Annotated in this window: 21 protein-coding genes and 1 pseudogene; 9 read left to right on the forward strand and 13 right to left on the reverse strand. The window is 73.5% G+C overall.

Going from position 1 to position 25,388, the window contains the following annotated elements; all coding sequences use genetic code 11:
• The first annotated feature begins 194 nt into the window (after nt 1–194).
• On the forward strand, nt 195–1,493 hold the full coding sequence (locus ACZ5WC_RS22855) for a DUF6986 family protein (protein WP_096625316.1): 1,299 nt from the start codon (nt 195–197) through the stop codon (nt 1,491–1,493).
• A gap of 71 nt (nt 1,494–1,564) precedes the next feature.
• Here the strand turns inward: ACZ5WC_RS22855 and ACZ5WC_RS22860 are convergent, their stop codons facing one another.
• Both ACZ5WC_RS22860 and ACZ5WC_RS22865 read right to left on the reverse strand, forming a co-directional pair.
• Nucleotides 1,565–1,735: a hypothetical protein gene (locus tag ACZ5WC_RS22860; protein WP_468542523.1), complete on the reverse strand. Its 171-nt coding sequence runs from the start codon at nt 1,733–1,735 to the stop codon at nt 1,565–1,567.
• Nucleotides 1,736–1,901: 166 nt separating this feature from the next.
• Nucleotides 1,902–2,930: a LacI family DNA-binding transcriptional regulator gene (locus ACZ5WC_RS22865; RefSeq protein ID WP_468542524.1), complete on the reverse strand. Its 1,029-nt coding sequence runs from the start codon at nt 2,928–2,930 to the stop codon at nt 1,902–1,904.
• 197 nt (nt 2,931–3,127) lie between these two features.
• On the opposite strand from ACZ5WC_RS22865, the gene ACZ5WC_RS22870 reads away from it, so the two are divergent.
• Both ACZ5WC_RS22870 and ACZ5WC_RS22875 read left to right on the forward strand, forming a co-directional pair.
• Nucleotides 3,128–4,057: an ROK family protein gene (locus ACZ5WC_RS22870; RefSeq protein ID WP_468542525.1), complete on the forward strand. Its 930-nt coding sequence runs from the start codon at nt 3,128–3,130 to the stop codon at nt 4,055–4,057.
• A gap of 150 nt (nt 4,058–4,207) precedes the next feature.
• Nucleotides 4,208–5,245: an NUDIX hydrolase gene (locus ACZ5WC_RS22875; protein ID WP_468542526.1), complete on the forward strand. Its 1,038-nt coding sequence runs from the start codon at nt 4,208–4,210 to the stop codon at nt 5,243–5,245.
• 215 nt (nt 5,246–5,460) lie between these two features.
• On the opposite strand, the gene ACZ5WC_RS22880 is transcribed toward ACZ5WC_RS22875, so the two are convergent.
• Complete coding sequence (locus ACZ5WC_RS22880) at nt 5,461–6,825, reverse strand: M20/M25/M40 family metallo-hydrolase (protein ID WP_468542527.1); 1,365 nt, start codon at nt 6,823–6,825, stop codon at nt 5,461–5,463.
• Nucleotides 6,826–7,020: 195 nt separating this feature from the next.
• Here ACZ5WC_RS22880 and ACZ5WC_RS22885 point away from each other — a divergent pair, with 195 nt between their 5' ends.
• Complete coding sequence (locus ACZ5WC_RS22885; protein ID WP_468542528.1) at nt 7,021–8,274, forward strand: geranylgeranyl reductase family protein; 1,254 nt, start codon at nt 7,021–7,023, stop codon at nt 8,272–8,274.
• 124 nt (nt 8,275–8,398) lie between these two features.
• On the opposite strand, the gene ACZ5WC_RS22890 is transcribed toward ACZ5WC_RS22885, so the two are convergent.
• The gene (locus ACZ5WC_RS22890; protein WP_096632886.1) at nt 8,399–8,851 is read right to left on the reverse strand and encodes a nitroreductase/quinone reductase family protein; all 453 of its coding nucleotides are present in this window, start codon (nt 8,849–8,851) and stop codon (nt 8,399–8,401) included.
• A 152-nt stretch (nt 8,852–9,003) separates the two neighbouring features.
• Here ACZ5WC_RS22890 and ACZ5WC_RS22895 point away from each other — a divergent pair, with 152 nt between their 5' ends.
• Together ACZ5WC_RS22895 and ACZ5WC_RS22900 are read left to right on the forward strand one after the other, a co-directional pair.
• Nucleotides 9,004–9,708 (forward strand): TetR/AcrR family transcriptional regulator, encoded by a 705-nt coding sequence (locus ACZ5WC_RS22895; protein ID WP_468542529.1) that lies wholly within the window; start codon nt 9,004–9,006, stop codon nt 9,706–9,708.
• 113 nt (nt 9,709–9,821) lie between these two features.
• Nucleotides 9,822–10,046: pseudogene (locus tag ACZ5WC_RS22900) on the forward strand (DNA-binding response regulator); the annotation flags it as partial.
• A 48-nt stretch (nt 10,047–10,094) separates the two neighbouring features.
• Here ACZ5WC_RS22900 and ACZ5WC_RS22905 read toward each other — a convergent pair.
• Together ACZ5WC_RS22905 and ACZ5WC_RS22910 are read right to left on the reverse strand one after the other, a co-directional pair.
• On the reverse strand, nt 10,095–10,868 hold the full coding sequence (locus ACZ5WC_RS22905) for a maleylpyruvate isomerase family mycothiol-dependent enzyme (protein WP_468542530.1): 774 nt from the start codon (nt 10,866–10,868) through the stop codon (nt 10,095–10,097).
• 142 nt (nt 10,869–11,010) lie between these two features.
• A complete protein-coding gene (locus ACZ5WC_RS22910; RefSeq protein WP_468542531.1) occupies nt 11,011–12,144 on the reverse strand; it encodes an MFS transporter in 1,134 nt (377 codons plus the stop codon).
• 228 nt (nt 12,145–12,372) lie between these two features.
• On the opposite strand from ACZ5WC_RS22910, the gene ACZ5WC_RS22915 reads away from it, so the two are divergent.
• Entirely contained in the window at nt 12,373–13,587 is a 1,215-nt protein-coding gene (locus ACZ5WC_RS22915) for an ROK family protein (protein WP_468542532.1), read from the forward strand.
• Nucleotides 13,588–13,859: 272 nt separating this feature from the next.
• On the opposite strand, the gene ACZ5WC_RS22920 is transcribed toward ACZ5WC_RS22915, so the two are convergent.
• Together ACZ5WC_RS22920 and ACZ5WC_RS22925 are read right to left on the reverse strand one after the other, a co-directional pair.
• A complete protein-coding gene (locus tag ACZ5WC_RS22920) occupies nt 13,860–14,378 on the reverse strand; it encodes an ATP-binding protein (protein ID WP_311118467.1) in 519 nt (172 codons plus the stop codon).
• Nucleotides 14,379–14,628: 250 nt separating this feature from the next.
• Entirely contained in the window at nt 14,629–14,946 is a 318-nt protein-coding gene (locus ACZ5WC_RS22925) for a hypothetical protein (protein ID WP_468542533.1), read from the reverse strand.
• 232 nt (nt 14,947–15,178) lie between these two features.
• Between ACZ5WC_RS22925 and cds1 the strand changes: the two genes are divergently transcribed.
• Complete coding sequence (gene cds1, locus ACZ5WC_RS22930; protein WP_468542534.1) at nt 15,179–16,312, forward strand: L-cysteine desulfhydrase Cds1; 1,134 nt, start codon at nt 15,179–15,181, stop codon at nt 16,310–16,312.
• 27 nt (nt 16,313–16,339) lie between these two features.
• Here the strand turns inward: cds1 and ACZ5WC_RS22935 are convergent, their stop codons facing one another.
• From ACZ5WC_RS22935 to ACZ5WC_RS22950, 4 genes are all read right to left on the reverse strand, one after another.
• The gene (locus ACZ5WC_RS22935; protein ID WP_468542535.1) at nt 16,340–16,819 is read right to left on the reverse strand and encodes an SRPBCC family protein; all 480 of its coding nucleotides are present in this window, start codon (nt 16,817–16,819) and stop codon (nt 16,340–16,342) included.
• Between the two features lie 61 nt (nt 16,820–16,880).
• The gene (locus ACZ5WC_RS22940) at nt 16,881–18,446 is read right to left on the reverse strand and encodes an SDR family oxidoreductase (RefSeq protein ID WP_468542536.1); all 1,566 of its coding nucleotides are present in this window, start codon (nt 18,444–18,446) and stop codon (nt 16,881–16,883) included.
• Between the two features lie 217 nt (nt 18,447–18,663).
• Complete coding sequence (locus ACZ5WC_RS22945; RefSeq protein WP_468542537.1) at nt 18,664–19,110, reverse strand: SRPBCC family protein; 447 nt, start codon at nt 19,108–19,110, stop codon at nt 18,664–18,666.
• Nucleotides 19,111–19,198: 88 nt separating this feature from the next.
• Nucleotides 19,199–20,065: a DeoR/GlpR family DNA-binding transcription regulator gene (locus tag ACZ5WC_RS22950; protein WP_468542538.1), complete on the reverse strand. Its 867-nt coding sequence runs from the start codon at nt 20,063–20,065 to the stop codon at nt 19,199–19,201.
• A gap of 239 nt (nt 20,066–20,304) precedes the next feature.
• On the opposite strand from ACZ5WC_RS22950, the gene ACZ5WC_RS22955 reads away from it, so the two are divergent.
• Complete coding sequence (locus ACZ5WC_RS22955; RefSeq protein WP_468542539.1) at nt 20,305–22,806, forward strand: hypothetical protein; 2,502 nt, start codon at nt 20,305–20,307, stop codon at nt 22,804–22,806.
• On the opposite strand, the gene ACZ5WC_RS22960 is transcribed toward ACZ5WC_RS22955, so the two are convergent.
• Nucleotides 22,773–25,205, reverse strand: coding sequence for a right-handed parallel beta-helix repeat-containing protein (locus tag ACZ5WC_RS22960; RefSeq protein WP_468542540.1), 2,433 nt, complete (start codon nt 25,203–25,205; stop codon nt 22,773–22,775). The two genes, ACZ5WC_RS22955 and ACZ5WC_RS22960, sit on opposite strands and share 34 nt — an antisense overlap.
• Nucleotides 25,206–25,388: the final 183 nt, after the last annotated feature.

Consider the following 25,388-nt stretch of genomic DNA (forward strand, 5'->3'; position numbering starts at 1 on the left):
CCGAGGAGATCAACACCCGCAAGGGCTGACCCCCCGGGCAGGCACACCCCGCCTCTGGGCCGCACGGTGAACCCACCGCGCGGCCCAGAGCCGTTCCGGGCCACCATTGACGCAGGTCCGGTGGACTTATAACTTCACTATACGGATTGTTGATTCCGGGAAGCGGAAACGGCGAGAGCGTGGAGGGTACGGTCATGGGTCAGCAGGAGAAGGTGGCGACGAGCCTCGCGGGCACGGTCAGCGAGGAGATCAGCGCCTCCCTCACGGCGGTCGACGCGGAGCTCGCCCGTCGCTACCCGGGCGATCCCGGCACCCGCCAGCCCGTGCACACCGTCTACGTACCGGGTGACGTCTTCGAGCCCGGCACGTTGCGCTCCTGGGGCGACCAGGCGCTGGCCGCCCTCGACGAACACGCCCCCGACGCCTCATCGTTCGCCGCCGTCCTCGGCATCCCCGAGGAGCTGGCCGGGCCGGTCCACGACCGCGTACGCGCCAAGCTGGAGCGCGAGCCGGTCGAGGACCTGCGCATCGACTTCGAGGACGGCTACGGCCCCCGCCCGGACGCCGAGGAGGACGAGGCCGCCGCCCGCGCCGCCCGCCTGGTCTCCGAGGCATACGCGAACGGCACGGCGGCCCCGTACATGGGCATCCGGATGAAGTGCATGGAGGCCGGGGTGCGCGACCGGGGCATCCGGACCACGGACGTCTTCCTCACCGGGCTCATCGAGGCGGGCGGGCTGCCCGAGGGGCTCGTGCTGACCCTGCCGAAGGTGACGTACCCCGAGCAGGTCACCGCCTTCGTCCAGCTCCTGGAGGCCTTCGAGAAGACCCACGGACTGGACGCGGGGCGCATCGGTTTCGAGATCCAGATCGAGACCAGCCAGTCCATCCTCGCCGCCGACGGGACCGCCGCCGTCGCCCGCATGATCGACGCAGCCCGGGGCCGGGCGACCGGACTGCACTACGGCACCTTCGACTACAGCGCCTGCGTCGGCGTCAGCGCCGCCTACCAGGCCAGCGACCACCCGGCCGCCGACCACGCCAAGGCCGTCATGCAGGTCGCCGCCGCGGGCACCGGCGTACGCGTCTCCGACGGCTCCACCAACGTGCTGCCCGTCGGCCCCGCCGCCCAGGTGCACGAGGCCTGGCGGCTGCACTACGGACTCACCCGCCGTGCCCTTGCCCGCGCCTACTACCAGGGCTGGGACATGCACCCGGGCCACCTGCCGACGCGTTACGCGGCCGTCTACACCTTCTACCGCGAGGGTCTGGAGCCCGCCGCCGCCCGGCTCGCCGCGTACGTGGCCAAGGCGGGCGGTGACGTCATGGACGAGCCCGCCACCGCCAAGGCGCTCAGCGGCTATCTGCTGCGCGGTATCGACTGCGGCGCGCTGGACACCGCCGAGGTCGCCCGGCTGACCGGCCTGACCCGCGCGGACCTGGACGCGTTCGCCTCCCCGCGCCGTGGCGACCTGACGGTCACGGCCCCGTAGGGAGCCGTCGGCGGGCCTCACTCCCCGGCCGGGGCGCGAGGCCCGCCGACGGGCACCGTTCACCGGCGGCTTCACGCCCGGTCGTTGTCGAAGCCCGCGATGTACGGGGCGCCCGCCGGGTCGAGGGCCGGGCCGCAGAGGGGGTTGAGCCCGGTCGCCGGGACGGTGCGCCGTACCCCGCCGAGCAGCGGCACGCGCTGATCCCGCACTCCGAGCCGCACCGGGTGGAGGGAGTGGGACACACACCACCCAGGAGGACGCCCCGGCTCGGCTTCCGGCGCTGTTCGGCCGGGAGCGCGAACGGCCGGGCCGGTGGCCGCCGGGGCCTGACGGCCCGACGGCTCACGTGGGCGCGGGCCGCCCGGGCGGGCGCGAGCAGGCGGCGGGCCCGGGCAGGCCCCGGCGCGCTCAGGCGGGCGGCAGTTCGCCCGAGCCGCGCGGGATCAGCGTCGTCGGCAACTCCACCCGCACCGGGGCGTGATCGGCGCCGTCGAGGCGGCGGAACAGGTGCTCGGCCGCGGTCCTGCCGACCGCCGCGGCGTCCTGCGAGACCACGGTGATCCCGAGCAGGTCGGCCAGCTCGATGTCGTCGAACCCCACCAGCGCCACCGGCCGTTCGCGCTCGGCGATGACCCGGACCACCGTCACCGTCACCCGGTTGTTCCCCGCGAAGAACGCGGTGACCGGCTCGGGCCCGCCGAGCATCGCCTCGGCCGCCGGCCGGACCCGGCCGGGCTCGGTCGAGCCGAGGGAGACCCAGTCGTCCTCGACGGCGATGCCCGCGTCGCTCATCGCGGCGTGATAGCCGCGCAGTCGCTCCGTGGCGGTGTGGATCCGCGGCTGGTCACCGATGAACCCGATCCTGCGGTGGCCGTGCGCGATGAGGTGGGCCACGCCCTGCCGGGCGCCCCCGAAGCTGTCCGAGAGCACCATGTCGGCTTCGACGCGGCCCGCCGGACGGTCCACGAAGACCGTGGCGATGCCCGCCTTGATCTCCGGCTCCAGATAGCGGTGGTCGTCGCCCGCCGGGATCACGATCAGGCCGTCCACGCGACGGGCGCACAGCGCGAGCACCAACTCCTGCTCCCGATCCGGGTCCTCGGCGCTGGAACCGTTGATCAGCAGCGCTCCGTGCGCGCGGGCCACCTCCTCCACCGCGCGGCTCAGCGGACCGTAGAACGGGTCCGCCAGATCCTCCAGGACCAGTCCGATGGACGCCGTACGGCCCTTGCGCAGCACGCGCGCGCTGTCGTTGCGGCGGAAGCCGAGCGCGTCGATCGCCTCCTGCACGCGGCGCTCGGTGTCGGGCGTGACGCCGGGCTCGCTGTTGACCACCCGGGAGACCGTCTTGAGGCCGACTCCGGCCCGGGCCGCCACGTCCTTCATGGTCGGGCGGTTGCCGTAACGAGTCTCGGAATGACGGGCGGTCCGGTCCACGTGCGCTGTCCTGTCGTCGGATACGGTCGGGGCTGCGGGCGCTCCGGCCGGGCCCCTGCGGGGCTCCGTGGGGGTGATCGGAGGCTGTGGCGTCGAGCATAGGCCCTGGACAACGTTGTCAACAGAATGGAGACTGTGCAGACTGTGGCCGGAACCCGCAGGTCCCGTCCCTTCACCGATCCGGAGAGCCCACACCGATGCATACCGACCTCGTCGCCGCGCTCGACATCGGCGGCACCAAGATCGCCGGAGCGCTGGTGGACGGCGGCGGATCCCTCCTCGTACGGGCACTGCGGCCGACGCCCGCCCGGGAGGGTGCCGAGGCGGTGATGGGGGCCGTGGACGAGGTCCTGGGCGAGCTGATGGCCTCGCCGCTGTGGGGCCGTGCGGGCTTCGCGGGCATCGGCAGCGCCGGCCCGGTCGACGCGGCCGCCGGTACGGTCAGCCCGGTCAACGTCCCCGGCTGGCGCGACTTCCCGCTGGTGGAGCGGGTGCACAAGACGACGGGCGGGCTGCCGGTCGCGCTGGTCGGCGACGGGGTCGCGATGACCGCGGCCGAGCACTGGCTCGGCGCGGCCCGCGGCTACGACAACGCGCTGTGCCTCGTCGTGTCGACGGGCGTCGGCGGCGGACTGATCCTCGGCGGTGCCCTGCGCCCCGGCCCCTCCGGCAACGCCGGTCACATCGGGCACATCAGCGTCGACCTGGACGGCGAGCCGTGCCCCTGCGGTTCGCGCGGGTGCGTCGAGGGCATCGCCAGCGGCCCCAACATCGCCCGCCGCGCGCTGGAGGGCGGCTGGCGGCCCGGCCCGGACGGCGACGCGACGGCGGCAGCGGTGGCCGTGGCCGCCCGCGCCGGGGACCCGGTCGCCCTCGCCTCCTACGAGCGTGCGGCCCAGGCGCTGGCGGCCGGGATCGCCGCCACGGCCACCCTGGCGGACCTGGACATCGCGGTGGTCGGCGGGGGAGTGGCCGGGGCCGGTGACGTCCTTTTCGCGCCGCTCCGCCGCAGCCTGCGCGACTACGCCACACTCTCCTACCTCCGTCGGCTGACCGTCGCGCCCGCCGTGATGGGCACCGACGCGGGCCTGGTCGGAGCCGCCGCGGCGGCCATCGCGCTGCGCTGAGGGCCCCCGTCGCGGCAGCCCCCTCGGTGCGGTGCCGGAGGCCCCGAAACGGTCCGGACGGCCATATTCGGGCAACGCCGTCGCCCCGGCGGGGTTTCCGCGACAGGGTGGAGCGGGCAAGCCACAGGGGGCTACGGAAGAGGGGGACCCGTGATCGTCTGGATCAACGGTGCGTTCGGTGCGGGCAAGACCAGCGCCGCGGGCGAACTGATCGGCCTGATCCCGAACAGCACGCTGTACGACCCGGAGATCACCGGCGCGGGGCTGCGCGGTCTGCTGCCCCAGAAGAGACTCGCCGAGGTCACCGACTTCCAGGACCTGCCGATCTGGCGACGGCTCGTGGTGGACACGGCGGCCGCACTGCTGGCCGAGGCGCCCGGGGTGCTGGTCGTGCCGATGACCCTGCTGCGGCAGGAGTACCGCGACGAGATCTTCGGCGGCCTCGCCTCCCGCCGCATCCCCGTCCGGCATGTGGTGCTCTCACCTGAGGAAACGATCCTGCGCAGCCGGATCGCCGGCCGGGAGGAGTTCCCCGGCGACGCGGAGCAGAGCGAACGGGTGCGCCGGTGGGCGTACGAGCACATCGCCCCGTACCGCGACGCCCTGGGCTGGATCGCCGAGGACGCCCATACCGTCGACAACAGCGCCCTCACCCCCCGCGAGACCGCCGAGCGGATCGCGGAGGCCGTGCGCAGCGGCAGCGCCGCGCCGTGCGCCATCGTCCAGAGCCCCCCGCCGACGGCCGAGACCGTCGCCGCCGGGGTCCTCCTCTTCGACGAGCAGGACCGGGTGCTGCTCGTCGACCCCACCTACAAGCCGGGGTGGGAGTTCCCCGGCGGGGTGGTGGAGCCGGGCGAGGCCCCGGCACAGGCGGGCATCCGGGAGGTCGCCGAGGAGACCGGCCTCCACCTCGACCGGGCCCCGAACCTGCTGCTCGTCGACTGGGAGCCGCCCTGCCCGCCCGGCTACGGCGGGCTGCGCTTCCTCTTCGACGGCGGTCTGCTGCGCTCCGAGGACGCCGGCCGCCTGCTGCTGCCCGGCTCCGAGCTGCGCGGCTGGCGCTTCGTCACCGAGGAGGAGGCCGCGGAGCTGCTGCCGCCCACCCGGTACGAGCGGCTGCGCTGGGCCCTGCGGGCACGCGAACGGTCCACGGTGCTCAACCTGGAGGCCGGGGTCCCGGTGGCCTGAGCGGCGCGCCCGGGGGCCCTTCAGGTCTCCGTTCGCCGCCGCCTCCCTCGGACCCGAGGGAGGCGGCACGCCGCACTTCACGTCCCCTTCGCCGCCGCTTCCTCCGTCATCGCGGCCGCGTCCTCGGTGAGCGGATCGCCGTTCCCGGCGACTTCGCCGGGGGTGTGGCGCGGGAGGGACGGACCGGCAGTACCACCCCGTCCCCCGGCCCCGGTTCAGGCCTTCTTGGACTCCGCGTAGTTCCGCAGGAACAGCGCCTCGGCCACCGACATCCGCTCCAGCTCCTCGGGCGAGACGCTCTCGTTCACCGCGTGGATCTGCGCCTCGGGCTCGCTCAGCCCGATCAGCAGGATCTCTGCCTCCGGGTAGAGACCGGCCAGCGTGTTGCAGAGCGGGATCGAGCCGCCCATCCCGGAGGACTGCATCTCCTGGCCCGGGTAGGCCTCGCGCATCGCGTCCGCCATCGCCGTGTACGCCGGGCTCGTCATGTCGGCGCGGAACGGCTGGCCCTGACCCACCTGTTCCACCCGCACCCGCGCACCCCAGGGCGCGCGCGACTCCAGATGCGCGGTGAGCAGCTTCGTGGCCTCGGCCGCGTCCTGGCCGGGCGGCACCCGCAGGCTGATCTGCGCCCGCGCGCTCGCCTGCACGGACGGCGTCGCGCCCACCACCGGCGGGCAGTCGATGCCGATGACGGTGACGGCGGGCCGCGCCCAGATCCGGTCCGCGACCGTACCGGAGCCGATCAGCTCCACCCCGTCCAGCACCTTGGCGTCCTGACGGAACTCGGCCTCCGGGTACTGGAGTCCGTCCCAGTCGGCGTCACCCGTCAGACCGTCGACCGTGGTCGTCCCGTCCTCGGCGCGCAGCGAGGCCAGCAGCTGGATCATCGCGGCCAGCGCGTCCGGGGCCGCGCCGCCGAACTGCCCCGAGTGCAGGTTCCCTTCGAGGGTGTCCAGCTGCACCCGCAGCATCGTCATGCCGCGCAGCGTCGCCGTGACCGTCGGCAGCCCGACCCGGAAGTTGCCCGTGTCGCCGATGACGATCGTGTCGGCCGCCAGCAGCTCCGGGTGCGCCTCCGCGTACCGCTCCAGACCGCCGGTGCCCTGCTCCTCGGAACCCTCGGCGATCACCTTCACCGAGACCGGGACGCCGCCGTTCGCCTTGAGGGCGCGCAGCGCGAGCAGGTGCATGATGAACCCGCCCTTGCAGTCCGCCGCACCCCGGCCGAACCAGCGGCCGTCGCGGTCGGTGAGCTCGAACGGCGGGGAGAGCCAGGCCGACTCGTCCAGCGGCGGCTGCACGTCGTAGTGGGCGTACAGCAGCACGGTCGGGGCACCGGCCGGGCCGGGCAGGAAACCGTAGACCGACTGGCTCCCGTCCGGGGTGTCGAGCAGGGCGACGTCCGCGAAGCCCTCGGCACGCAGCGCGTCGGCGACCCAGTTCGCCGCCGCCTCGCACTCGCTCGGCGGGAACACCGCGGGGTCCGCCACCGACTGGAACGCGACCAGCTCGGCCAGCTCCGCCCGCGCACGGGGCATCAGCGAGGCAACGGTCTCAGGAATCGGACGGGCGGTCATGGGCACGCTCCTCGTGGGTGCGACGTTAAAGGTAGGACGCGGTGTGTACGCGACCGTGTACGACGCCGTTCGTGCGACGACGCATGTACGACGAAATCATGGCCGATCCTCCCACAGGAGGGCTTGGCCGGAACGCGCCGTAGGATGCCGTGAGCAGCTTGGGGCCACTGGTCGGATCGGGAGCAGAAGCACATCGTGAGCAGCGAGAACGCAGACGCCGGACGTGAGCCGGACGCTGGACGTGAGCCGGAGGAGTCGTCCGTCTGGGACGTCGTCGTGGTCGGCGCCGGACCCGCCGGCGCATCGGCGGCGTACGCGGCGGCGGTGGCGGGCCGGAGAGTCCTGCTGCTGGAGAAAGCGGAATTGCCGCGGTACAAGACCTGCGGCGGAGGAATCATCGGCTTCTCGCGCGACGCGCTGCCGCCGGGGTTCGAACTGCCCCTGAAGGACCGCATCCACGCGGTCACGTTCTCGCTCAACGGGAAGCTGTCCCGCACCCGGCGCTCCCGGCGCATGCTCTTCGGGCTCATCAACCGCCCGGAGTTCGACGCCGGACTGGTCGAGGAGGCACAGAAGGCCGGGGCCGAACTGCGCACCGGAGCCTCGGTGGTGCGCGTCGAGCAGCACGGCCCCGCCGTCCCCGACCGGCGAACGGTCGCCGTGGTGCTGGCCGGAGGCGAGACGGTGCTCGCGCGGGCGGTCGTCGGCGCGGACGGCAGTGCGGGCCGGATAGGAGCCCATGTCGGGGTGAAGCTCGACCAGGTCGACCTCGGCCTGGAGGCGGAGATCCCGGTTCCGGCGACCGTCGCGGAGGACTGGGCGGGCCGGGTCCTCATCGACTGGGGCCCGATGCCGGGAAGTTACGGCTGGGTCTTCCCCAAGGGCGACACCCTGACCGTGGGCGTGATCTCGGCGCGCGGCGACGGAGCGGGCACCAAGCGGTATCTGGAGGACTTCATCGCCCGGCTCGGCCTCGCCGGATTCGAACCGGCCGTCTCCTCCGGGCACCTCACCCGCTGCCGCAGCGACGACTCGCCGCTCTCTCGCGGCCGGGTCGTGGTGTGCGGGGACGCGGCCGGGCTGCTGGAGCCGTGGACCCGCGAGGGCATCTCCTTCGCGCTGCGCTCCGGCCGGCTCGCGGGGGAGTGGGCGGTCAGGATCGCCGAGTCGCGCGACGCGGTGGACGCCCGCCGCCAGGCGCTCAACTACGCCTTCGCCATCAAGGCCGGTCTGGGTGTGGAGATGGGGGTCGGCCGCCGCATGCTCAAGCTGTTCGAGCGTCGGCCGGGCCTGCTGCACGCGGTGCTGACCGGCTTCCGCCCGGCCTGGAAGTCGTTCGCCGGGATCACCCGGGGGACGACGTCGCTGGCCGAGCTGGTCCGCAGACACCCGCTGGCGCAGCGGGCGCTGACCGCGATGGACCGCCAGGGCGTGTCCGGCGGATCATGACCGGGTCCGCGGCGTCCGGTGCGAGACCTCATGGCGCTGACGTCCCAGCGCCTCGCGACGCACCGCACCGGACGCGGCGGGCCATCCGGCCCTGATCCGCCGGACGCGCCCTGGCCGGGAGCGGTCAGTCGGTGACCGTGACGCGGAAGACCGGGTGGTCCGGGCAGGCGGCCAGCAGCTCGGCGTCCGTGGACTTCGCCGTGATCCCCTGGAAGTACTGGCTGACCTCCCAGCCCCACCGCTCCAGATAGGCCCGGATGATCCGGGCCTTCTGCGCGTCGTCCGCGATCTCGACGGCGGCGAAGCGGCTGACCTTGCGCCCCAGCCGCAGTTCGCCGCCGCCCGCGACGCGCATGTTGCGCACCCACTGCGAGTGGCCCCGGGCCGATACGAGGTACCGCTCGCCCTCGAAGGTGTGGGCGTTGACCGGGAGGCGCTGCATCTGTCCGCTCCTGCGTCCGCGCACGGACATCTCGGCGGAGCCCATGAGGCTGATCCCGTGCCGGGCCAGCCAGCCGACGACCTGGTTGAGGCGGCGGGCGGAAGCGCCGGCCCGGAGGTAGTACGTCTGCGCCATGGTGACTCCCGAGTGAGACCGTAAGGACGCCGCTGCGACCTTGAGAGAGCGGTGCTCTCGCTTGAGATCAGTGTGCACGGAAGGGGAACCCAAAAGCAAGAGCACTGCTCTTGTTTCTGTTCGGTGCTCCGATCGCATGGCACACTGAGCGGATGAGCACCATCCGAGGGGCCAGGGAACGCGCCCGCATCGAAGTGACCGCCGCGATCAAGGACGAGGCCAGGAAGCAGCTCGCGGCGGAGGGTGCGGCCAAGCTCTCGCTGCGGGCCGTCGCCCGGGAGCTGGGCATGGTCTCGTCCGCGCTCTACCGCTACTTCCCCAGCCGGGACGACCTGCTCACCGCTCTGATCGTCGATGCGTTCGACGCGATCGGCGAGGCCGCGGAACGGGCGGCGGCGGAGTGCGAGGCTGCCGCGTCCCCCGCCGCGAGCTGGATCGCGGTGGCCATGGCCGTACGGGAGTGGGCGCTCGACCACCCCCACGAGTACGCCCTGATCTATGGTTCGCCCGTTCCCGGGTACATCGCCCCGATGGACACGGTGGGACCCGCATCCCGGGTGGGCCTGGCCTTCATCGACATCCTGCGCACGGCGTTCCGGGCCGACGGACTGGCCGTGCCGCGTCTCGCGCCGGAGCTGCGTTCCGACGCCGAGCGGATGGCGGCCGAATTCGCCCCGGACCTGCCTCCGGCGGCCGTCGCGGCCCTGGTAGCCGCCTGGGCCCAGCTGTTCGGCCTGATCTCCTTCGAGCTGTTCGGTCAGTTCAACCGGGTGGTCGAGGCGCGCGAGCCGTTGTTCCGGCAGGCGGTGGAGGAGCTGGCCCGTTCGGTCGGTCTACCGGGCGTCCGGACCGCGTGACGACAGGGGGCCGTCGCCTCGCCGTGTGACCGCAGGGGCCGCCTCACCGGCCCCACGCCCCGGCGTCGCACTCCCCGCGGAGTACGGGTGATCCAACGTACGGCGGACGCTCCCTCGGCGCGTACGTCTTCGAGGCCATCCGCGACGGAGCCTCGGGCTTCCTCGTCAAGGACACCGGACCGGACGAACCGCTCCGCGCGGTACGGGCGGTGGTCGGCGGGGACGCACTGCTCCCGCCGGGCGTGACCCGCCGCCTGCTCGCGGACTTCGCCACCCGCTCGAAGGGACCCGCGGCCGCCGCTTCGCCCGTCCGGCTCACCGAACGGGAACAGAAGGTGCGGGGCTGGTCCGCCCCGGCCGGCTCGGGTGACCCGGGGTGGCGGTCCTCACCAGGTGACCGCGGCGTTGTCCGTCCAGAGCCGGGCCACCGAGCGGTCGCCGCGCAGGGTGACGGCGGTGAGCGGCAGGCGGTTCCAGAGGGTGAGGTAGAGCCCCTCGGCCGTGCCGCTCAGTTCGCAGTCGGCGTCCTCCGTGCGCTCCGGGGCGCACGGTCCGGGTGCGGTGCTCGACGAGCGGACGGCCTGGGGCGGTTCGTCCGAGATGCGTACGGTCCAGGTCGCGTCGGTGTCCACGGCCCGGATGCGCAGGGTGCGGGGGGTTGCGGAGCGGACGCGGCTCTTGGGGCGGGCGTGGAAGCCGGTGAGGAGTTCGTCGATGCCGTCGGCCGCGCGGTCCGCCGCTACCGGGGTGAGGGGACCGCCGAGCGCGGACTCCGCGTCCACGCGGTGCACGGCGGTCTCGTGCAGCTGGCGGCGGGACCAGAACGCCAGCGGTGAGGGGGCGGGGAGGAACGTCCAGCACTCCAGGTCGGCGGGTGCGTCCTCCAGGGACCGGACCAGATGGCGGTGTCCTTCGCGGAACCAGTCGAGGAGTTCGGCGCCGTCGAGAGCGGGTTCGCCGTTGTCGGGGTGGTAGGCGGTGTACCCCTCGGTGACGAAGGCGGCAGCCCATCGGTGCACCATGCCGGTGTGCCGCAGAAGATGGCGTATCTGCCAGCCGGGGCAGGTCGGGACCGCTGCCCCCGTGCCGGCCTGTTCGGCGGCGGCCGCGAGCAGCCGCCCCTCCTCGGACAGCGACGTGATGTGCTCGGCGATCTTCATGGCGGCGATTGTGCCAGGGCCGCGCCGGGCGTCAAGCGCCGTGCGGGGGCTGGGATCCGGCCCAACCGGCCAAGCGCACCGGCCGGACGAACCAGCCCAGGGCCATCGACCGGAGGAGTGTCGAGCAGGCGCCCGGGGCCGGTCACGCGTGCGTGGCGTTGCGGGCTCCGTAGCCCAGTGCGGCGGCCGCCGCGGCCAGCAGGGCCACCGTCGTCAGCGCCACTGGCAGTGAGAACCAGTCGGCGAGGAAGCCGATCGCGGGCGGGCCCAGCAGCATCCCGCCGTAGCCGAGTGTCGACGCGGCGGCCACTCCGCTCGGCCCGGCCAGTTCGCCGGCCCGCCCCACGGCGACCGGGAAGATGTTGGCCAGCCCCAGGCCGGTGACCGCGAACCCGGCCAGCGCGAGCCACGCGGTCGGAGCCAGCGAGCCGAGCAGCATTCCGGCCGCCGCTGTCGCCCCGCCGAGGACGAGGGTGCGGGTCTGGCCGAGCCGCTCCAGGAGCAGGGTCCCGGTCAGCCGCCCCACCGTCATGGTCAGGGCGAACAGCGCGTATCCGGCGGCGGCGAGTCCGGGGTGTGCGCCCAGGTCCTGTTCCAGGTGCAGTGCGCCCCAGTCGGCCAGGGCCCCTTCGCCGTACGCCGTGCACAGGGCGATCACGCCGAAGAGCGCGACGATGCGGCGGGCCCGGGGCGTCAGCCGCTGCCGGGCCGGGCGCGGGCGGACGGCCTCCGGTACGGCTGCCTCCGGAGCCGTGGCCGGGCGGTGGCGCAGCAGTGAGGGTCCGGCGACGGCGGTGACGAGGAGGCCGACCCCGGCCAGGAGGAAGAGATGGGCGGAGGCGGAGAGGCCGCCCGCGACCAGCCCGCCGAGCCCGGCCCCGATCATGCCGCCGAGGCTGAACGCCGCGTGGAAGCTGGGCATCACGGGGCGGCGCAGCTCGGCGACCAGGTCGACCGCCGCGCTGTTCATCGCCACGTTCATCCCGCCGTACGCCGCGCCGAACACCAGCAGGACGAGGCCGAGCGAGAGAGGCGAGTGGGTCTGCGCGGGCAGGGCGATGCTCAGGGGGAGGAGGACGCCGCAGGCCACGGTGACGGCATGGCTGCCGTAACGCCGGCAGAGGCGGCCGGTGAGCATCATGGTGATCACCGCGCCCGCGGAGACCCCGAGCAGGGCGAGGCCGAGGGTGGAGGCGGAGGCTCCGGTCTGCTGCTTGATGGCCGGGATACGGACCACCCAGCCGGCGAAGAGGAAGCCGTCGAGGGCGAAGAACACGGTCAGCGCGGTACGGAGGCGGGCCGACGCGGGTGGGGCGGTGTCTCCGCCAGGTCCCCCCGGTAGGGCCGTCCGCAGTTTGTTTAGTTGCGGCACAAAGTCAGCATAGGGGCGTGCCGACAGCCGACGCAACACCACTGCGCACCGCACGTTCCGGGCGTGAGGCGGTGACCGCTACCGGATCCCTCGGCGTCCGGGGCGCCTTCGGATCATGGGAGACTCGCCCCCATGAACGGCAAGGCGACCACCACCCGGACGAAGTTGGAGAGGGGCCGCAGCGCGCTCGGGCCCGCGCTGGAACTGGTCCACACCGGACGCGCCCCCACACGGGCCGTCCTCACCTCCGAACTCGGCGTCACCCGCGCCACCGCCGGGGCGGTCGCCGCGGAACTGGAGGCGCTCGGGCTGATCCGGGTCGACTCCAGCCCCGGGTCGGCGGCCGGTTCCCAGGGCCGCCCCTCGCACCGGCTGGCCGTCCTGGAGGCCGGTCCCGTCGCCCTCGCCGCCCAGGTGCACGCCGACGGCTTCCGGGCCGCGCTCGTCGGACTCGGCGGCCGGATCGTCGCCACATCGCCGGGCTGCGTCGCGGTGATGGCCGACCCCGCGCAGGTGCTCGGCGAGGTGGTGGCCGCGGGGGCGCGGCTGCTGCGCGAGAACGGGCTGCGCTGCGTCGGCGCGGGCCTCGCCGTGCCGTCGGCGGTCGCCGAACCCGAGGGGACCGCGCTCAACCCGCTGCACCTCGCCTGGCCCGCGGGCTCCCCGGTCCGGGACATCTTCGCCGCCTGCGTCCGGGAGGCGGGCATCGCCGAACCCGCGTTCACCGGCAACGACGTCAACCTCGCCGCCCTGGCCGAACACCGGCACGGAGCGGGGCGCGGCGCCCAGCACCTGCTCTGCGTCGCCACCGGCCACCGCGGCGTCGGCGGGGCCCTCGTCCTCGACGGCCGCCTGCACAGCGGCAGTTCGGGCCTGGCGCTGGAGGTGGGCCATCTCACCGTGAACCCCGAGGGCCGGCCCTGCCACTGCGGCGGGCGCGGCTGCCTCGACGTGGAGACCGACCCGCTGGCCTTCCTCACCACCGCGCGCCGCGACCCCGGCCCGGAGGAGTCGCTCCTCAAGCAGGCCGGTGACCTGCTGCGTACGGAGTACGAGGACACCGACGTACGCAACGCCGCCGAGGCGCTGATCGACCGCCTGGGGCTGGGTCTCGCGGGCCTGGTCAACATCCTCAACCCGGACCGGATCATCCTCGGCGGGCTCCACCGCGACCTGCTGGAGGCGGACGCCGAGCGGCTGCGCGCCGTCGTCGCCGACCGCAGCCTGTGGGGGCGCAGTGGCAGTGTGCCGATCCTGCCGTGCACCCTCGCCCACAACAGCCTCGTGGGCGCCGCCGAACTGGCCTGGCAGCCGGTCCTCGACGACCCCCTCGCCGCGCTGGCCTGAAGGGATTCGGAGGAACGCCCAAGGGGCTCGGCTGCTCCCACCGGAGTCCGCACACGGCCGCCCGCCGTTCGACGTCCCGCACCCCCTCCCGCGGGCGGGCTCGGCAGTGACCGGAAACACCGAGATGAACACCCTGGCGCACTCCGGCGGGCCCGGCCCCTGGGTCCTGCTGCTCACAGGCGCCGACTCCCCGTGCTGGACGAACGGTTCGGGCGGGGCACGGGCGGCAGCACGGCGTGAAGCCGCCCCGCCGGAGGGGCCTGCCCGCCCGGTCAGCCGACGACGGCCGACCTGGCGGGCTGGGCCGCGATGTCCTCGGCGGTGATGGTCACGGACGTGAACGGTCCGTCGGTCGTCGACCCGTAGACCGCGAGCGGGGGCAGGGTCGATGCGGTCGTGGCCGCCGGGAGGGTGAACCAGACCGCCTTCCCGGACGGGCCGACCGGCCGCACGCCCCAGCTCTCGCTGACGGCGGCGATCAGCGCCAGGCCCCGGCCCGACGTGGCGAACGAGTCCGGCTCGTTCATCGTGGGCAGGCGCGGGTCGTGGTCATGGACGGAGACCGTCAGCCGGTCGAGCAGCAGCTCGATGTCGACGGTGCATGACTTGTCCGGCTGTGCGTGCCGGTGGACATTGGTGAGAAGCTCGGTGACGCCCAGGGCTGCCTGGTCGATCAGAGGATCGAGATGCCAGTAGCGCAGCTGCGCCGAGATGATTCTGCGGACCTGACCGATCCGCGACGGCAGGGCCTGGAGCTCCACCGTGCAGTGCCTGCTTGGCTCGCTGATCACGGCTGCGACTCCCCGAAATAGGTCCGGAAGAAGAAGAGATGCGAACGGCGCCGGCGGACGACTGACTGCCGCATCCGCTCTGCTCTTGTCGTGTCTGCTCGTGTCGCGCGACCCGGTCCGTGGAGCGGATCGCTCTGTCACCGAGGGTGCACCTTCAGTGACATGGGACCAGCGTGGCCCAGGGGATACGGCTCCGCAACTCGCGGCGGAGCGGTGCGGCGGCGGACCGGGCCGCTTCCTGCCCGGCAGGTCAGGCCCGGCGGCCGCGCGCGCTGCGCAGAGCCTCCAGGAAACGCCGTACCGGAGCGGACCCGTCACGTCTGCGGTTGCGCTGCCCCATCGTCAACCGGTAGCGCACCCCGTTCACCCGGGCGATCGCCGAATCCGCCGCCGCGAACCACCGCTTGCCCGCGCTGACCGTGCCCACCGGGGCGCTGTCGATCTCCCGCCCGTTGCTCGTGAGCAGAGACAGCCTGCCGTCCTTGACGACCACCTGACCGGCCCTGGTCAGCGACCGGGTGAAGCGTTCGATCCTGACCCCCGACGCACTGAACTCGACGTCCGCCACTGCGGATTCGCCCCCTTCGTCGCTACTCCTGCTGTGCAGTGTGCACCGGCGCGGGCCGTATCGCCAGGGCGCACCGGCGTACGGAGCGCGGCGGGCGGCACCGCCCGCCACAGCCGCCTCCCAGGTGTGGGCCAAAGGCACTGCTATGGACCATCAAAGCGACCGTTTGTGCAGGTGGGGGGCATATCGTGGAGGGAGGAAGAGCAGAGCCACGACAAGCGGGAGCGCGCGGATGGACACCACTGAGCACGGACAGGTACGCGGGCCCGCGGCGACCGTGGACGTCGACCGCAGCGACCCGGAGTACCGGGCCTGGCTGAAGGAGGCCGTCCGCAAGGTGCAGGCCGACGCGAACCGTTCGGCCGACACCCACCTGCTGCGCTTCCCGCTGCCCGAGGAGTGGAGTATCGACCTCTACCTCAAGGACGAGTCGACGCACCCCACCGGCAGCCTCAAGCACCGCCTCGCGCGCTCGCTCTTCCTCTACGGGCTCTGCAACGGCTGGATCCGGCCCGGAAAGCCGGTCATCGAGGCGTCCAGCGGCTCGACCGCCGTGTCGGAGGCGTACTTCGCCAAGCTGATCGGCGTCCCGTTCATCGCCGTGATGCCCCGCACCACCAGCCCGGAGAAGTGCCGCCTGATCGAATTCCACGGCGGGCAGTGCCACTTCGTCGACGACTCGCGCACGATGTACGAGCAGTCCGCCGCCCTCGCCGCCGAGACCGGCGGACACTACATGGACCAGTTCACCTACGCGGAGCGCGCCACCGACTGGCGCGGCAACAACAACATCGCCGAGTCGATCTACCAGCAGCTCCGGTTGGAGCGCTACCCGGAACCCGCCTGGATCGTCGCCACCGCGGGCACCGGCGGCACCTCGGCGACCATCGCCCGCTACGTGCACTACCTCCAGCACGACACCCGCATCTGCGTGCCCGACCCGGAGAACTCCTGCTTCTTCGACGGCTGGACCCACCACGACCCGCACGCCACCAGCGACTGCGGTTCGCGGATCGAGGGCATCGGCCGCCCCCGGATGGAGCCCAGCTTCGTGCCCGGCGCCATCGACCGCATGATGAAGGTCCCCGACGCGGCCAGCGTCGCCGCCGTCCGCGCCCTGGAGCGGGCCATCGGCCGCAAGGCGGGCGGGTCCACCGGTACCGGGCTCTGGAGCGCGTTCAAGCTCATCGCCGAGATGGTGGAGCAGGGGGAGAAGGGCAGCGTCGTCACGTTGCTGTGCGACCCGGGCGACCGCTACCTGGACAAGTACTACTCCGACTCCTGGCTGGAGGAACAGGGCCTGGACATCGCCCCGTACGCCGCCGCCGTCGACGACTTCCTCGCCACCGGCACCTGGCCCTGCTGACCCCGCTGAGGAAGGGCCCCGGCGCGTTCAGGGCGTCGTGCTCGCCAGCCGCGCGTCCAGGCGGCGCACGGCGTCCCGGAAGGACCGGCCCACCCCCGCCCGCCCCAGGCTCAGCACCAGGCGGAACAGCCCCGTCCCGTCGGCGGCGAACGTCCACTGCACCCGGGTCCCGGACCCTTCCGGGGTGAGCCGCCACTCCTCCAGCAGGGCCCGCAGACCGGGGGCGTTGGTCTCGTCGGCCCGGTAGGCGTACCGCTCGTCCGGCTCGGCGGCCATGATCGTCTCGCGGAAACGGACCCCGCCCCTCAGTCGCACCTCCCGGCCCGCGCCCGCATCGGTGCGCGTGGCCCGGGTGACGGCGGTGAACCAGGACGGCCAGGACGCGACGTCCTCGGCGAGCGCCCGGTACACCACGTCCGCCGGCGCGGACACCTCGGCGGCGAACACCAGACGCATCGGCGCGGAATCGACGAACTCCAGTCCTACGGTACGGAGTCGGCGTGCCATCGCATGCACCTCCCGGCGGTCTGCGGCTGATGGAGCCGCGCACACCATAGCGGGCGGGCCCTCAGTTGTCTGTACCACTGTCGGCCACCGGTACGCGCCGCCGCTCCGCCTCGGCCACGGCCGCCCGGGTGATGTTCCGCGCCGTCCCCCCGAAGACCACCGAGTGGAAGGGCCACACGCTCCACCAGTACGCATGGCCGAGCAGCCCGTGCGGATGGAACAGGGCGCGTTGCCCGTAGACGGTCCGGCCGTGCTCGTCGCCGCGCGCCGACAGTTCCAGCCAGGCCAGGCCCGGCAGCCGCATCTCCGCCCGCAGCCGCAGCAGTTCGCCGGGCACGATCTCCTCCACCCGCCAGAAGTCCAGCGAGTCGCCCACCCGCAGCCGCTGGGCGTCCCGTCGGCCGCGCCGCAGCCCCACCCCGCCGACGATCCGGTCGAGCCAGCCGCGTACCGCCCAGGCCAGCGGGAAGGAATACCAGCCGTTCTCCCCGCCGATGCCCTCGATCACCCGCCACAGCGCGTCCGGGGCGACCGGAACGGGCAGTTCCCGCTCGTCGCGGTACAGGCTGCCGCCCGCCCAGTCCGGGTCGGTGGGCAGCGGATCGCTCGGCGCCCCGGGCACCGAGGCGGTGGACCAGCGGGTGTCGACCTGCGCCTCCTGGATGCGCTGGAGGGCCAGCCGCAGCGCCCGGTCGAAGCCGACGGTCCCGTCCGGCGGATCGGGGACGTAACGCCTGATGCCGTCCTCCCGGCAGACCACCTCGTGGCGCAGCGACTCCGTCAGCGGACGGGCGATGGAGCTGGGCACCGGGGTGACCAGACCCACCCAGCGGCTGGACAGCGTCGGTGTGAGCACCGGCACGGGCAGGATCAGCCGCCGCGGCAGCCCTGCCACCCGGGCGTAGCGCTGCATCATGTCCCGGTACGTCATGACGTCCGGGCCACCGATGTCGAAGGTCCGGTTCACCTCGTCGGGCAGCGACGCGCTCCCCACCAGATACCGGACCACGTCCCGGACGGCCACCGGCTGGATACGGGTCCGTACCCAGCTCGGGGTGATCATCAGCGGCAGCCGCTCCGTCAGATAACGCAGCATCTCGAACGACGCGGATCCCGACCCGATGACCACCGCCGCCCGCAGCACCGCCGTCGGCACCCCGGAGTCCAGCAGGATCCGGCCGACCTCGGCCCGTGACCGCAGATGCGGCGACAGCTCCTTCTCCGGCACCCCGGCCGGGGTCAGCCCGCCCAGGTAGACGATCCGGCGCACCCCCGCGGCACGCGCCTGCTCGCCGAAGGTCCGGGCGGCCTTGCGGTCCGTCTCCTCGAAGTCCGAGCCGGAGCCGAGCGCGTGCACCAGGTAGTACGCCACATCGACGTCCCGTATCGCCTCCGCCAGCGACTCCGCGTCGGTGACATCGCCGCGCACCACCTCGACCCGGTCCACCCAGGGGTAGTCGCGCAGTTTCCGCGGCGTTCTGGCCAGGGCGCGCACCCGGTGCCCGGAGTCCAGCAGCGCGGGTACCAGCCGACCACCGATGTAGCCGGTGGCACCGGTCACCAGAGCGCGCGCCGCGGGCCGGTCGGCAAGCCCCGGGGCGTCGGCGTGATCTGTTTCGTCCGTCACCTGTCCGAGTCTGGCACCGGACGGCCGCGCGGACCGTCCGGGGACCCCCGTACGGCGGCACGGACGTCGCCGCGGCTGATGGAACGGCGGGACCACGCCCTCCGACGGTGGTGGGGATGTCGTACCGGCCAACGAGTCAAACATGTGACGGCCGCATCACCCGAACGGGAACGGCCGACCGATCGTCGGTGATCTCCGGGGTGCGCCGGGGCAGACCTCAGGTCGTGCCGGGCGAGGCGAGCAGCGCGTCCAGCACCCTGCCGAACACCCGGCGCCCGGCGGAGGCGATGAGCGGGTCACCCCACCCCGGCACCAGCCGCACCCGCAGCTCCTCGACCCACACCACATGGGAACCGGAATCCGTGGGAAGCACATCGATCGAGGCCCGCCCCAGCACCACCGACCCCCGCTTCTCCAGCCGGCACACCCCGGCCCGGCCACCGGCGGGCGGGGTCCACCGCACCACTTCCATCGGGTCGTCGAAGGCCAGCGGCCCCAGGCCCGTACGCGCCACGAAAACCGTCCCGACCTGCGTGGGCAGTCCCGTCGGCACCGAGATCGCGGTCAACGGCACCTGCGCGGCGTGCCGTTCCCAGTCGGTCACCCGGCGCCAGGCCTCGGCTGCGGGAAGAGGGGGGAAGCGCTCGATCCGGAAGACGGCCACCCTGCGATCCTATGGGGGCCGGCGGGGCTGCGGCGAGCCGAACGGAATCCGCGGAGCCCCACGCGGCATCAGAACCGGCCCCCCCCGGTCAGCCCCCCGAGGCGGGCGAAGCACCGGAGGGCGAGGTGGTGGCGGGGGACTCGCCCGCCACCAGCAGACCCGGCAGATGCTCCGCGATCTCCTCGCGTACTTCGGGAGCCAGACCCGCGTCCGTGACGAACGTGTCGACCTCCTCCAGCGCGGCGAAGGAACTCAGGCCCACCGTCCCCCACTTGGTGTGGTCGGCCACCACCACGATCCGGCGCGCCGCCCGGACGAAGCGGCGGTTGGTCTCGGCCTCCGCGAGATTGGGCGTCGACAGCCCCGCCTCGGTCGAGATGCCGTGCACACCGAGGAACAGCACATCGAAGTGGAGCGCGTCGATGGCCCGGTCGGCGACCGGACCCACCAGCGAGTCCGACGGCGTACGCACCCCGCCCGTCAGCACCACCGTCGCCGCCCCGGGGCGCGTGTTCCGTCCGGCGGCCGGACGCTGCGCGTCGTGGAACACATCCGCCACCCGAACCGAGTTGGTGACCACCGTCAGATCCGGCACCTCCAGCAGATGCCGGGCCAGCGCGAACGTCGTCGTCCCGCCCGAGAGCGCGATCGCGCTGCCGGGCACTGCCAGTGCCGCCGCCGCCCGCGCGATGTCCTCCTTGGCGCTCAGCTCCAGCGCCGACTTCGCCTCGAACCCGGGCTCGTGCGTACTCGGCTCGACGACCGGGACCGCGCCGCCGTGGACCTTCTCGATGACACCCTGCCGGGCCAGCGCGTCCAGGTCCCGACGGATCGTCATGTCGGAGACGTTCAGCTTGCGGGTCAGCTCGTTGACCCGGATCCCGCCCCGCCTGCGCACCTCGTCGAGGATCAGCGCACGGCGCTGCTCCGCGAGGAGGTTCTGATTCCCGCTCAACGCCGGGTCCGTTCCTTCCCTCTGGCCGTACGGTCCGCAGAGGTCTGCGACACACGCTCATCCTGCCACGCAGGCATGTCCCGCGTACCACCTGGGGAGATTCCGTGAGACCGCTCACGCGCCCGCCCCGAGCCCGCGATCCTGGGTCCGGCTCAGGGGCCCGCACCTCCGCCTCCGCGTACTGCTTCCCCGATTCCCCGTCCGCCGCCAGGCCCGACGCGTCCGAGAGAGAGTCTCCCTTGTCTCCCGCCACCCCACCCCCCGCGCAGGCCACCGGAACAGCGCTGGAACTGCTCGTCCACGGCGTCGGCGGCGCCACCCCGCAGGAGGTGCTGGGCGATCCCCGTACGGTCCGGGTCACCGGGGACGCGACCGCCGCCGTGTACCGGCGCACCGACGACGCCCACGGCGAGAAGCACCCCGAGCGCTACCGGGACGAGCCCGTCGCCGAGGCGTACTGCTGGTCCGGCCTCACCTCCGGCAACAGCTCCCGTGCCCTGTGGCTGCTGCTCCTGCCGTTCATGGTGGTCAACCTCGCCCACTGGATGCGCCCCACCGCCACCGGCCGCACCCGCGCGGTCCGGCTGTACGGCGTCCTGGTGCGGCTCGTCGCGCTCAGCCTGACGGTGCTGCTGACCGCGGCGGCCTGCGAAGTCGCCCTGGACCTGGTGGCCTGGCAGTGCGCGGGCACCCGGAGCTGCGCCGAACGCCGTTCCTGGCTGGGCTTTCTGTCGGAACATCAGGGCAGCTGGTGGTCACAGCCAGGGCGGCGGATCGCCTTCGCGGCCCTTCTGCCCACGGCTCTGGTGGGGCTCCTGTGGTATCTGTCCCACCGCACCTGGAGCGCGTACGAGTCCCAGGGCCCCCTGGACGGTACGGACGTCGACGGGAACGACCCCGACGGGGCGGAGGAGGCCCACGGCCCCGGTGCCCCCGCCCCGGACTCCCTCGCCCCCGACGCGCCCAGCCCCCTCACTGTGCCCGCCCCGGACGCCGACGGAGACCGGAGGCGGCCGTCCGCCCCGGTCCGCCCCGCGCTCGGCCGCCCCGGCTTCTGGTACGGCCGCCGGCTCGTCGCCCGGCTCCGGGCCGCCCACACGGCGATCGGATTCCTGACCGTCGCCGCGGCGGTCACCGGCGCCGCCGCCCGCTACGACCGGACCCCCGACAGTCCGGTGCCCCAGGCGCTCGGCGCGGCCGTCGAGGGAGGCATCGTGCTGTGCGGCCTCGTCGCCGTGTGGGTCGTCTGCCGCCGGGGGCGCAGCGAACGGGTCCGCGACACCCGGCTGGACGGCGCCCTGACCACCTACCTGCCCGGCTCCGCACTGGTCCTGCTCGCCCTCGCCGTCCTTCACGCGTCCTGGTCGCGCCCGGCCTGGCAGTCCTCGGGCAGCCTGCCCGGCGAGACCGCCTTCCGGCTCCTCGCCCTCGGCCAGGGCGTCCTCGTCGTCGCGCTCGCCCTGGTCGCCCGCAGCCTCCACCGCCGCACTCCCGAACCCCGCACCATCCTGTACGGACTCGGCGGCCCCGCGGTCGCCATGCTCGCCTGCGCCCTCGGCGGTGTGATGACCGGCGGAGTCGCCCAGCGCGTCGCCGACTGGCTCGACGGGCCAGGTACCCCGGGCATGGACCAGGCCGACATGGCCGGGCCGCCCGTTCTGCTCAGCTGGCAGGCCTCCGTCATTCCGGTCCTCCTGCTGCTCCTGCTCTTCCCGGTCGTGGCGCTCGTCGTCCGCACCGCGCGCACCGCCCGCCGCCTCGGACCGCTCGTCGAGGCGGAGTACGCCCCCGAACCGCCCGACCGCGCCCGGACCCGCCGCATCGCCCGCATCCGTGCCACCGCCGCCCTCACCGACTCCGCACCCTGGATCGTCGGCGTGGTCTCCGCCGCCACCCTGCTGCTCGGGGCGGGTGCGATCGTCGGCTCCTGGCGCAGCAACGAGGTGCCGGGCCGGGCCGCGGACGGGAGCGTGCCGCTCCTCGAATCACTCGCCGAGGCCGCGCAGTCGACGGGGTCCTGGCTGGTCGGCCTGGGCTTCGTGCTCTTCGTCGCGGGGGGCCGCCGCGCCTACAAGGACGCCTCGGCCCGCCGCACCATCGGCATACTCTGGGACGTCGGCACCTTCTGGCCGCGCGCCGCCCACCCCTTCGCACCCCCCTGCTACGCCGAGCGCGCCGTACCCGACCTCGCCTCCCGGATGTCGGCCTGGACCACGACCATGCCCCGGGGCCGGCTCGTCATATCGGGCCACTCGCAGGGCAGCGTCCTCGCGGCCTCCGCCGTGTGGCAGCTGCCCGACGCGGTCCGCCGCCGGGTCGGGCTGCTCACCTACGGGTCGCCCCTGGAGCGGCTGTACGGACGGTGGTTCCCCGCCTACTTCGGCCCCGTGCCCCTGCTCGGGCTGCACCGCTCGGTGCACTGCTGGCGCAATCTGTGGCGGGCCACCGACCCGATCGGCGGGCCCGTCCGTATCAGCACCGACCCCGACCCCGGCGTCGACCGGGGGCCGCTGAAGGACCCCCTGGCCTACGGGCGGACCACCGAGCTCCCGCTGCCCGAACCGATCCTGGGCCACTCCGACTACCAGGCCGATCCGGCCTTCGCCGAGCAGCGGGCCGCCCTCCTGGAAGAGCTGGGCCCGATCGTGCCCCGCCAGGCGGAGGGACAGCCGCAGGGACCGGCGGAGGCGCGGATGCAGAAAGGCGGTCAGAAGGGCAGTTCGGGAAGGTCCTCCGGGTAGAGCAGGGTCAGGTCGTCCGTGCTCGTCTCGGCGAGCTGGGCGACCCGGCCCGCGTGCCGCTCCACCATCGACTCGAAGGTCTGGCGCGCGGTGCGGCCGTTGCCGAACGCGGGGCCCTTGGGGAGCGCGGTGAAGTGCTTCAACAGCGCTTCCCCGGTCCCGTCGGCCAGGCTGTACTCATGCTCCTCGGCCTGCTGTTCGACGATCCGCAGCAGCTCCTCGGGCACGTAGTCACTGAAGGTGATGGTCCGGGAGAAACGGGAGGCCACACCGGGGTTGACGGTGAGGAACCGCTCCATCTCGTGGGTGTACCCGGCGACGATCACGACCACCGCGTCCCGGTGGTCCTCCATCAGCTTCACCAGCGTGTCGATGGCCTCCCGGCCGAAGTCCCGGCCGGAGTCCTCGGGGGAGAGGGCGTACGCCTCGTCGACGAAGAGCACCCCGCCGCGTGCCCGGTCGAACGCCTCCTGGGTCCGGATCGCCGTGGAGCCGATGTGCTCGCCGACCAGGTCGACCCGGGACACCTCCACCAGATGGCCGCGCTCCAGCACCCCGAGCGCGGCCAGGATCTCCCCGTACAGCCGGGCGACCGTGGTCTTGCCCGTGCCGGGGGAGCCGGTGAAGACGAGGTGGCGGCGGACCGAAGCGGCCTTCAGCCCGGCCTCCTGGCGGCGGCGGCCGACCTCGATCATGTCGGTCAGCGCCCGCACCTCGCGCTTGACGCTGTCCAGCCCCACCAGCGCGTCCAGTTCGCCGAGGACCGCCGAGGAATCACGGGCGGGCTCCGCCGGGGCGGCCGGATCGGGGGCGGCGGGCTCGACCGCGCGCTGTCCGGGCATCGTGTTCAGCAGCCCGGGCGTGGAGAGGGTGGCCGTCAGCACCGCGGGCGCCGGGGCCGGTGCCGTACGCAGACCGCTCTCGTCGCTCGTGCAGTCCTGGACGATCGGGCCGGTCGCCGAGGCGCCGTCGCCCTCGGGGAACTCGTAGCCGCCCCGGGCGCACCGCTCGGTGCGGCAGCGGGTGAGAGTGGTGCGGCAGCCCTCCATGATGTGGAAGCCGTAGCCCTCCGTGCCCGTCACCCGGCAGCTCTCGAAGGTGCCCCGGCCCTCGGCCGAGACGTAGAACCCCGCCTCGGCGGGCGAGGTGACGGTGCAGCGCTCGATGGTGGGGTCCGCGCCCTTGGTGACGATGACCCCGGTCTGCGCCGCGTCGATCGTGCAGTTGTTCAGCGTGCCGCCGCTGCCGTGGTCGCGGAACCAGGCCCCGGTGGACGCCTCCCGGATGCGGCAGTCGTCCAGCTGGGCGGTGGCCCCGTCGCTCACGGAGACGGCGGTGTTGCGGATCTGGGAGAGGTCGCTGTCCACGACGTCGGCGCGGGAGCCCCGGTCGAGGACGAAGATCGCGTCAGGGACGTCGTGCACCCGGCAGGCGTCCAGTATCACCGTCGCCCCGTCGCTGACCCAGACCGCCGGATAGTCGCCCGTACTGTCGTGGATCTCGCACTGGTTGGCGTCCACCCGGGTGCCCGGGTCCCAGACCGAGAGCCCGTTGCGGCCGAAGCGGCGGACCGTGGAGCGGGTCAGCGTGAGCACCGACCGCGACCGCAGGTCCACGGCGTTCTCCGGGATGTCGTGGATGTCGCAGTCGGCGAGCGTCAGCACCGCGTCGGTGTCCAGGGTGATGCCGTCCGCCGAGGTGCGGTGCACGGTGCAGTCGGTGAGGTGGGCCGAGGCGCGGGCGGTGATCTGGATGCCGCTGCCCTTGATCTCGTACACCTCGCAGCCGAACGCCTCCAGGCCGCTGCCCTCGCCGGTGACGCCGATGCCCGCGCCCGAGGTGTGGTGGATCCGGCAGCGGTCCAGACGCGGATGGCCGCCGTCGCGGACCGAGATCCCGGACTGGCCCGCCGAGACGATCTCGCACTTCTCGAACATCCCGCCCGCACCGTCCAGTACGGCGATGCCGACCCCGGCCGGGTTGTCGACGGTGCAGCGCCGCACGGTGGGCCGGGCCGCGCCGCGCACCTCGATGCCCGCGGCGGACCTGGTTACGATCCGCAGGTCGCAGAGGTCTGCCGTGCCGTCCTCGATCAGCAGGGCGGGGGCCGCCGAATCCTGGCCCTCGATGTGCAGGTCCTGGACGACGGCGGAGGCGCGCACGGTCAGCGGTACGCCGTCGACCGGCGCGATCCGCACGGAGCCGACCGATCCCTCGGGGCCGCGCAGGGTCACCGCGCGGTGAATGACGAGGTTCTCCCGGTAGGTGCCGGGCGCGACGGTGAGGACGTCGCCGTCGGCTGCCGCCTCCAGGGCCGCGGAGAGGGAGGCGTACTCGCCCGTGCGGCGGCGCCATCGCGATGTGCCGGTGTGCGTCACCTGGACCGTGCCCTGTGCCATGGCGTTGTTGTGCCCCCACCTCGTGCTGTGCGATGCCTCGGGTCCGTCCGCCCGCCGAGCTGTCGGGCGGACGGGGTCGCACCACCGTAGCGCGCGGGAGGGGCGGGAGTTGACGAGTCGGCTCCTCGGAGTGATGTTGCCGATGCCCCTCCGGCGGAAGCAGAGCCGAAGCAGAGCCGAGGG

The organism is Streptomyces sp. NPDC033165, from assembly GCF_055577965.1.

Excerpts from the sequence above, each read along its gene's own strand:
- ACZ5WC_RS22870 (WP_468542525.1), top strand. The coding sequence starts at position 3,128 with ATGCATACCGACCTCGTCGCCGCGCTCGACATCGGCGGCACCAAGATC.
- ACZ5WC_RS22855 (WP_096625316.1), top strand. The coding sequence starts at position 195 with ATGGGTCAGCAGGAGAAGGTGGCGACGAGCCTCGCGGGCACGGTCAGC.
- ACZ5WC_RS22880 (WP_468542527.1), bottom strand. The coding sequence starts at position 6,825 with ATGACCGCCCGTCCGATTCCTGAGACCGTTGCCTCGCTGATGCCCCGT.
- ACZ5WC_RS22890 (WP_096632886.1), bottom strand. The coding sequence starts at position 8,851 with ATGGCGCAGACGTACTACCTCCGGGCCGGCGCTTCCGCCCGCCGCCTC.
- cds1 (WP_468542534.1), top strand. The coding sequence starts at position 15,179 with ATGGACACCACTGAGCACGGACAGGTACGCGGGCCCGCGGCGACCGTG.
- ACZ5WC_RS22915 (WP_468542532.1), top strand. The coding sequence starts at position 12,373 with ATGAACGGCAAGGCGACCACCACCCGGACGAAGTTGGAGAGGGGCCGC.
- ACZ5WC_RS22905 (WP_468542530.1), bottom strand. The coding sequence starts at position 10,868 with ATGAAGATCGCCGAGCACATCACGTCGCTGTCCGAGGAGGGGCGGCTG.
- ACZ5WC_RS22935 (WP_468542535.1), bottom strand. The coding sequence starts at position 16,819 with ATGGCACGCCGACTCCGTACCGTAGGACTGGAGTTCGTCGATTCCGCG.
- ACZ5WC_RS22960 (WP_468542540.1), bottom strand. The coding sequence starts at position 25,205 with ATGGCACAGGGCACGGTCCAGGTGACGCACACCGGCACATCGCGATGG.
- ACZ5WC_RS22895 (WP_468542529.1), top strand. The coding sequence starts at position 9,004 with ATGAGCACCATCCGAGGGGCCAGGGAACGCGCCCGCATCGAAGTGACC.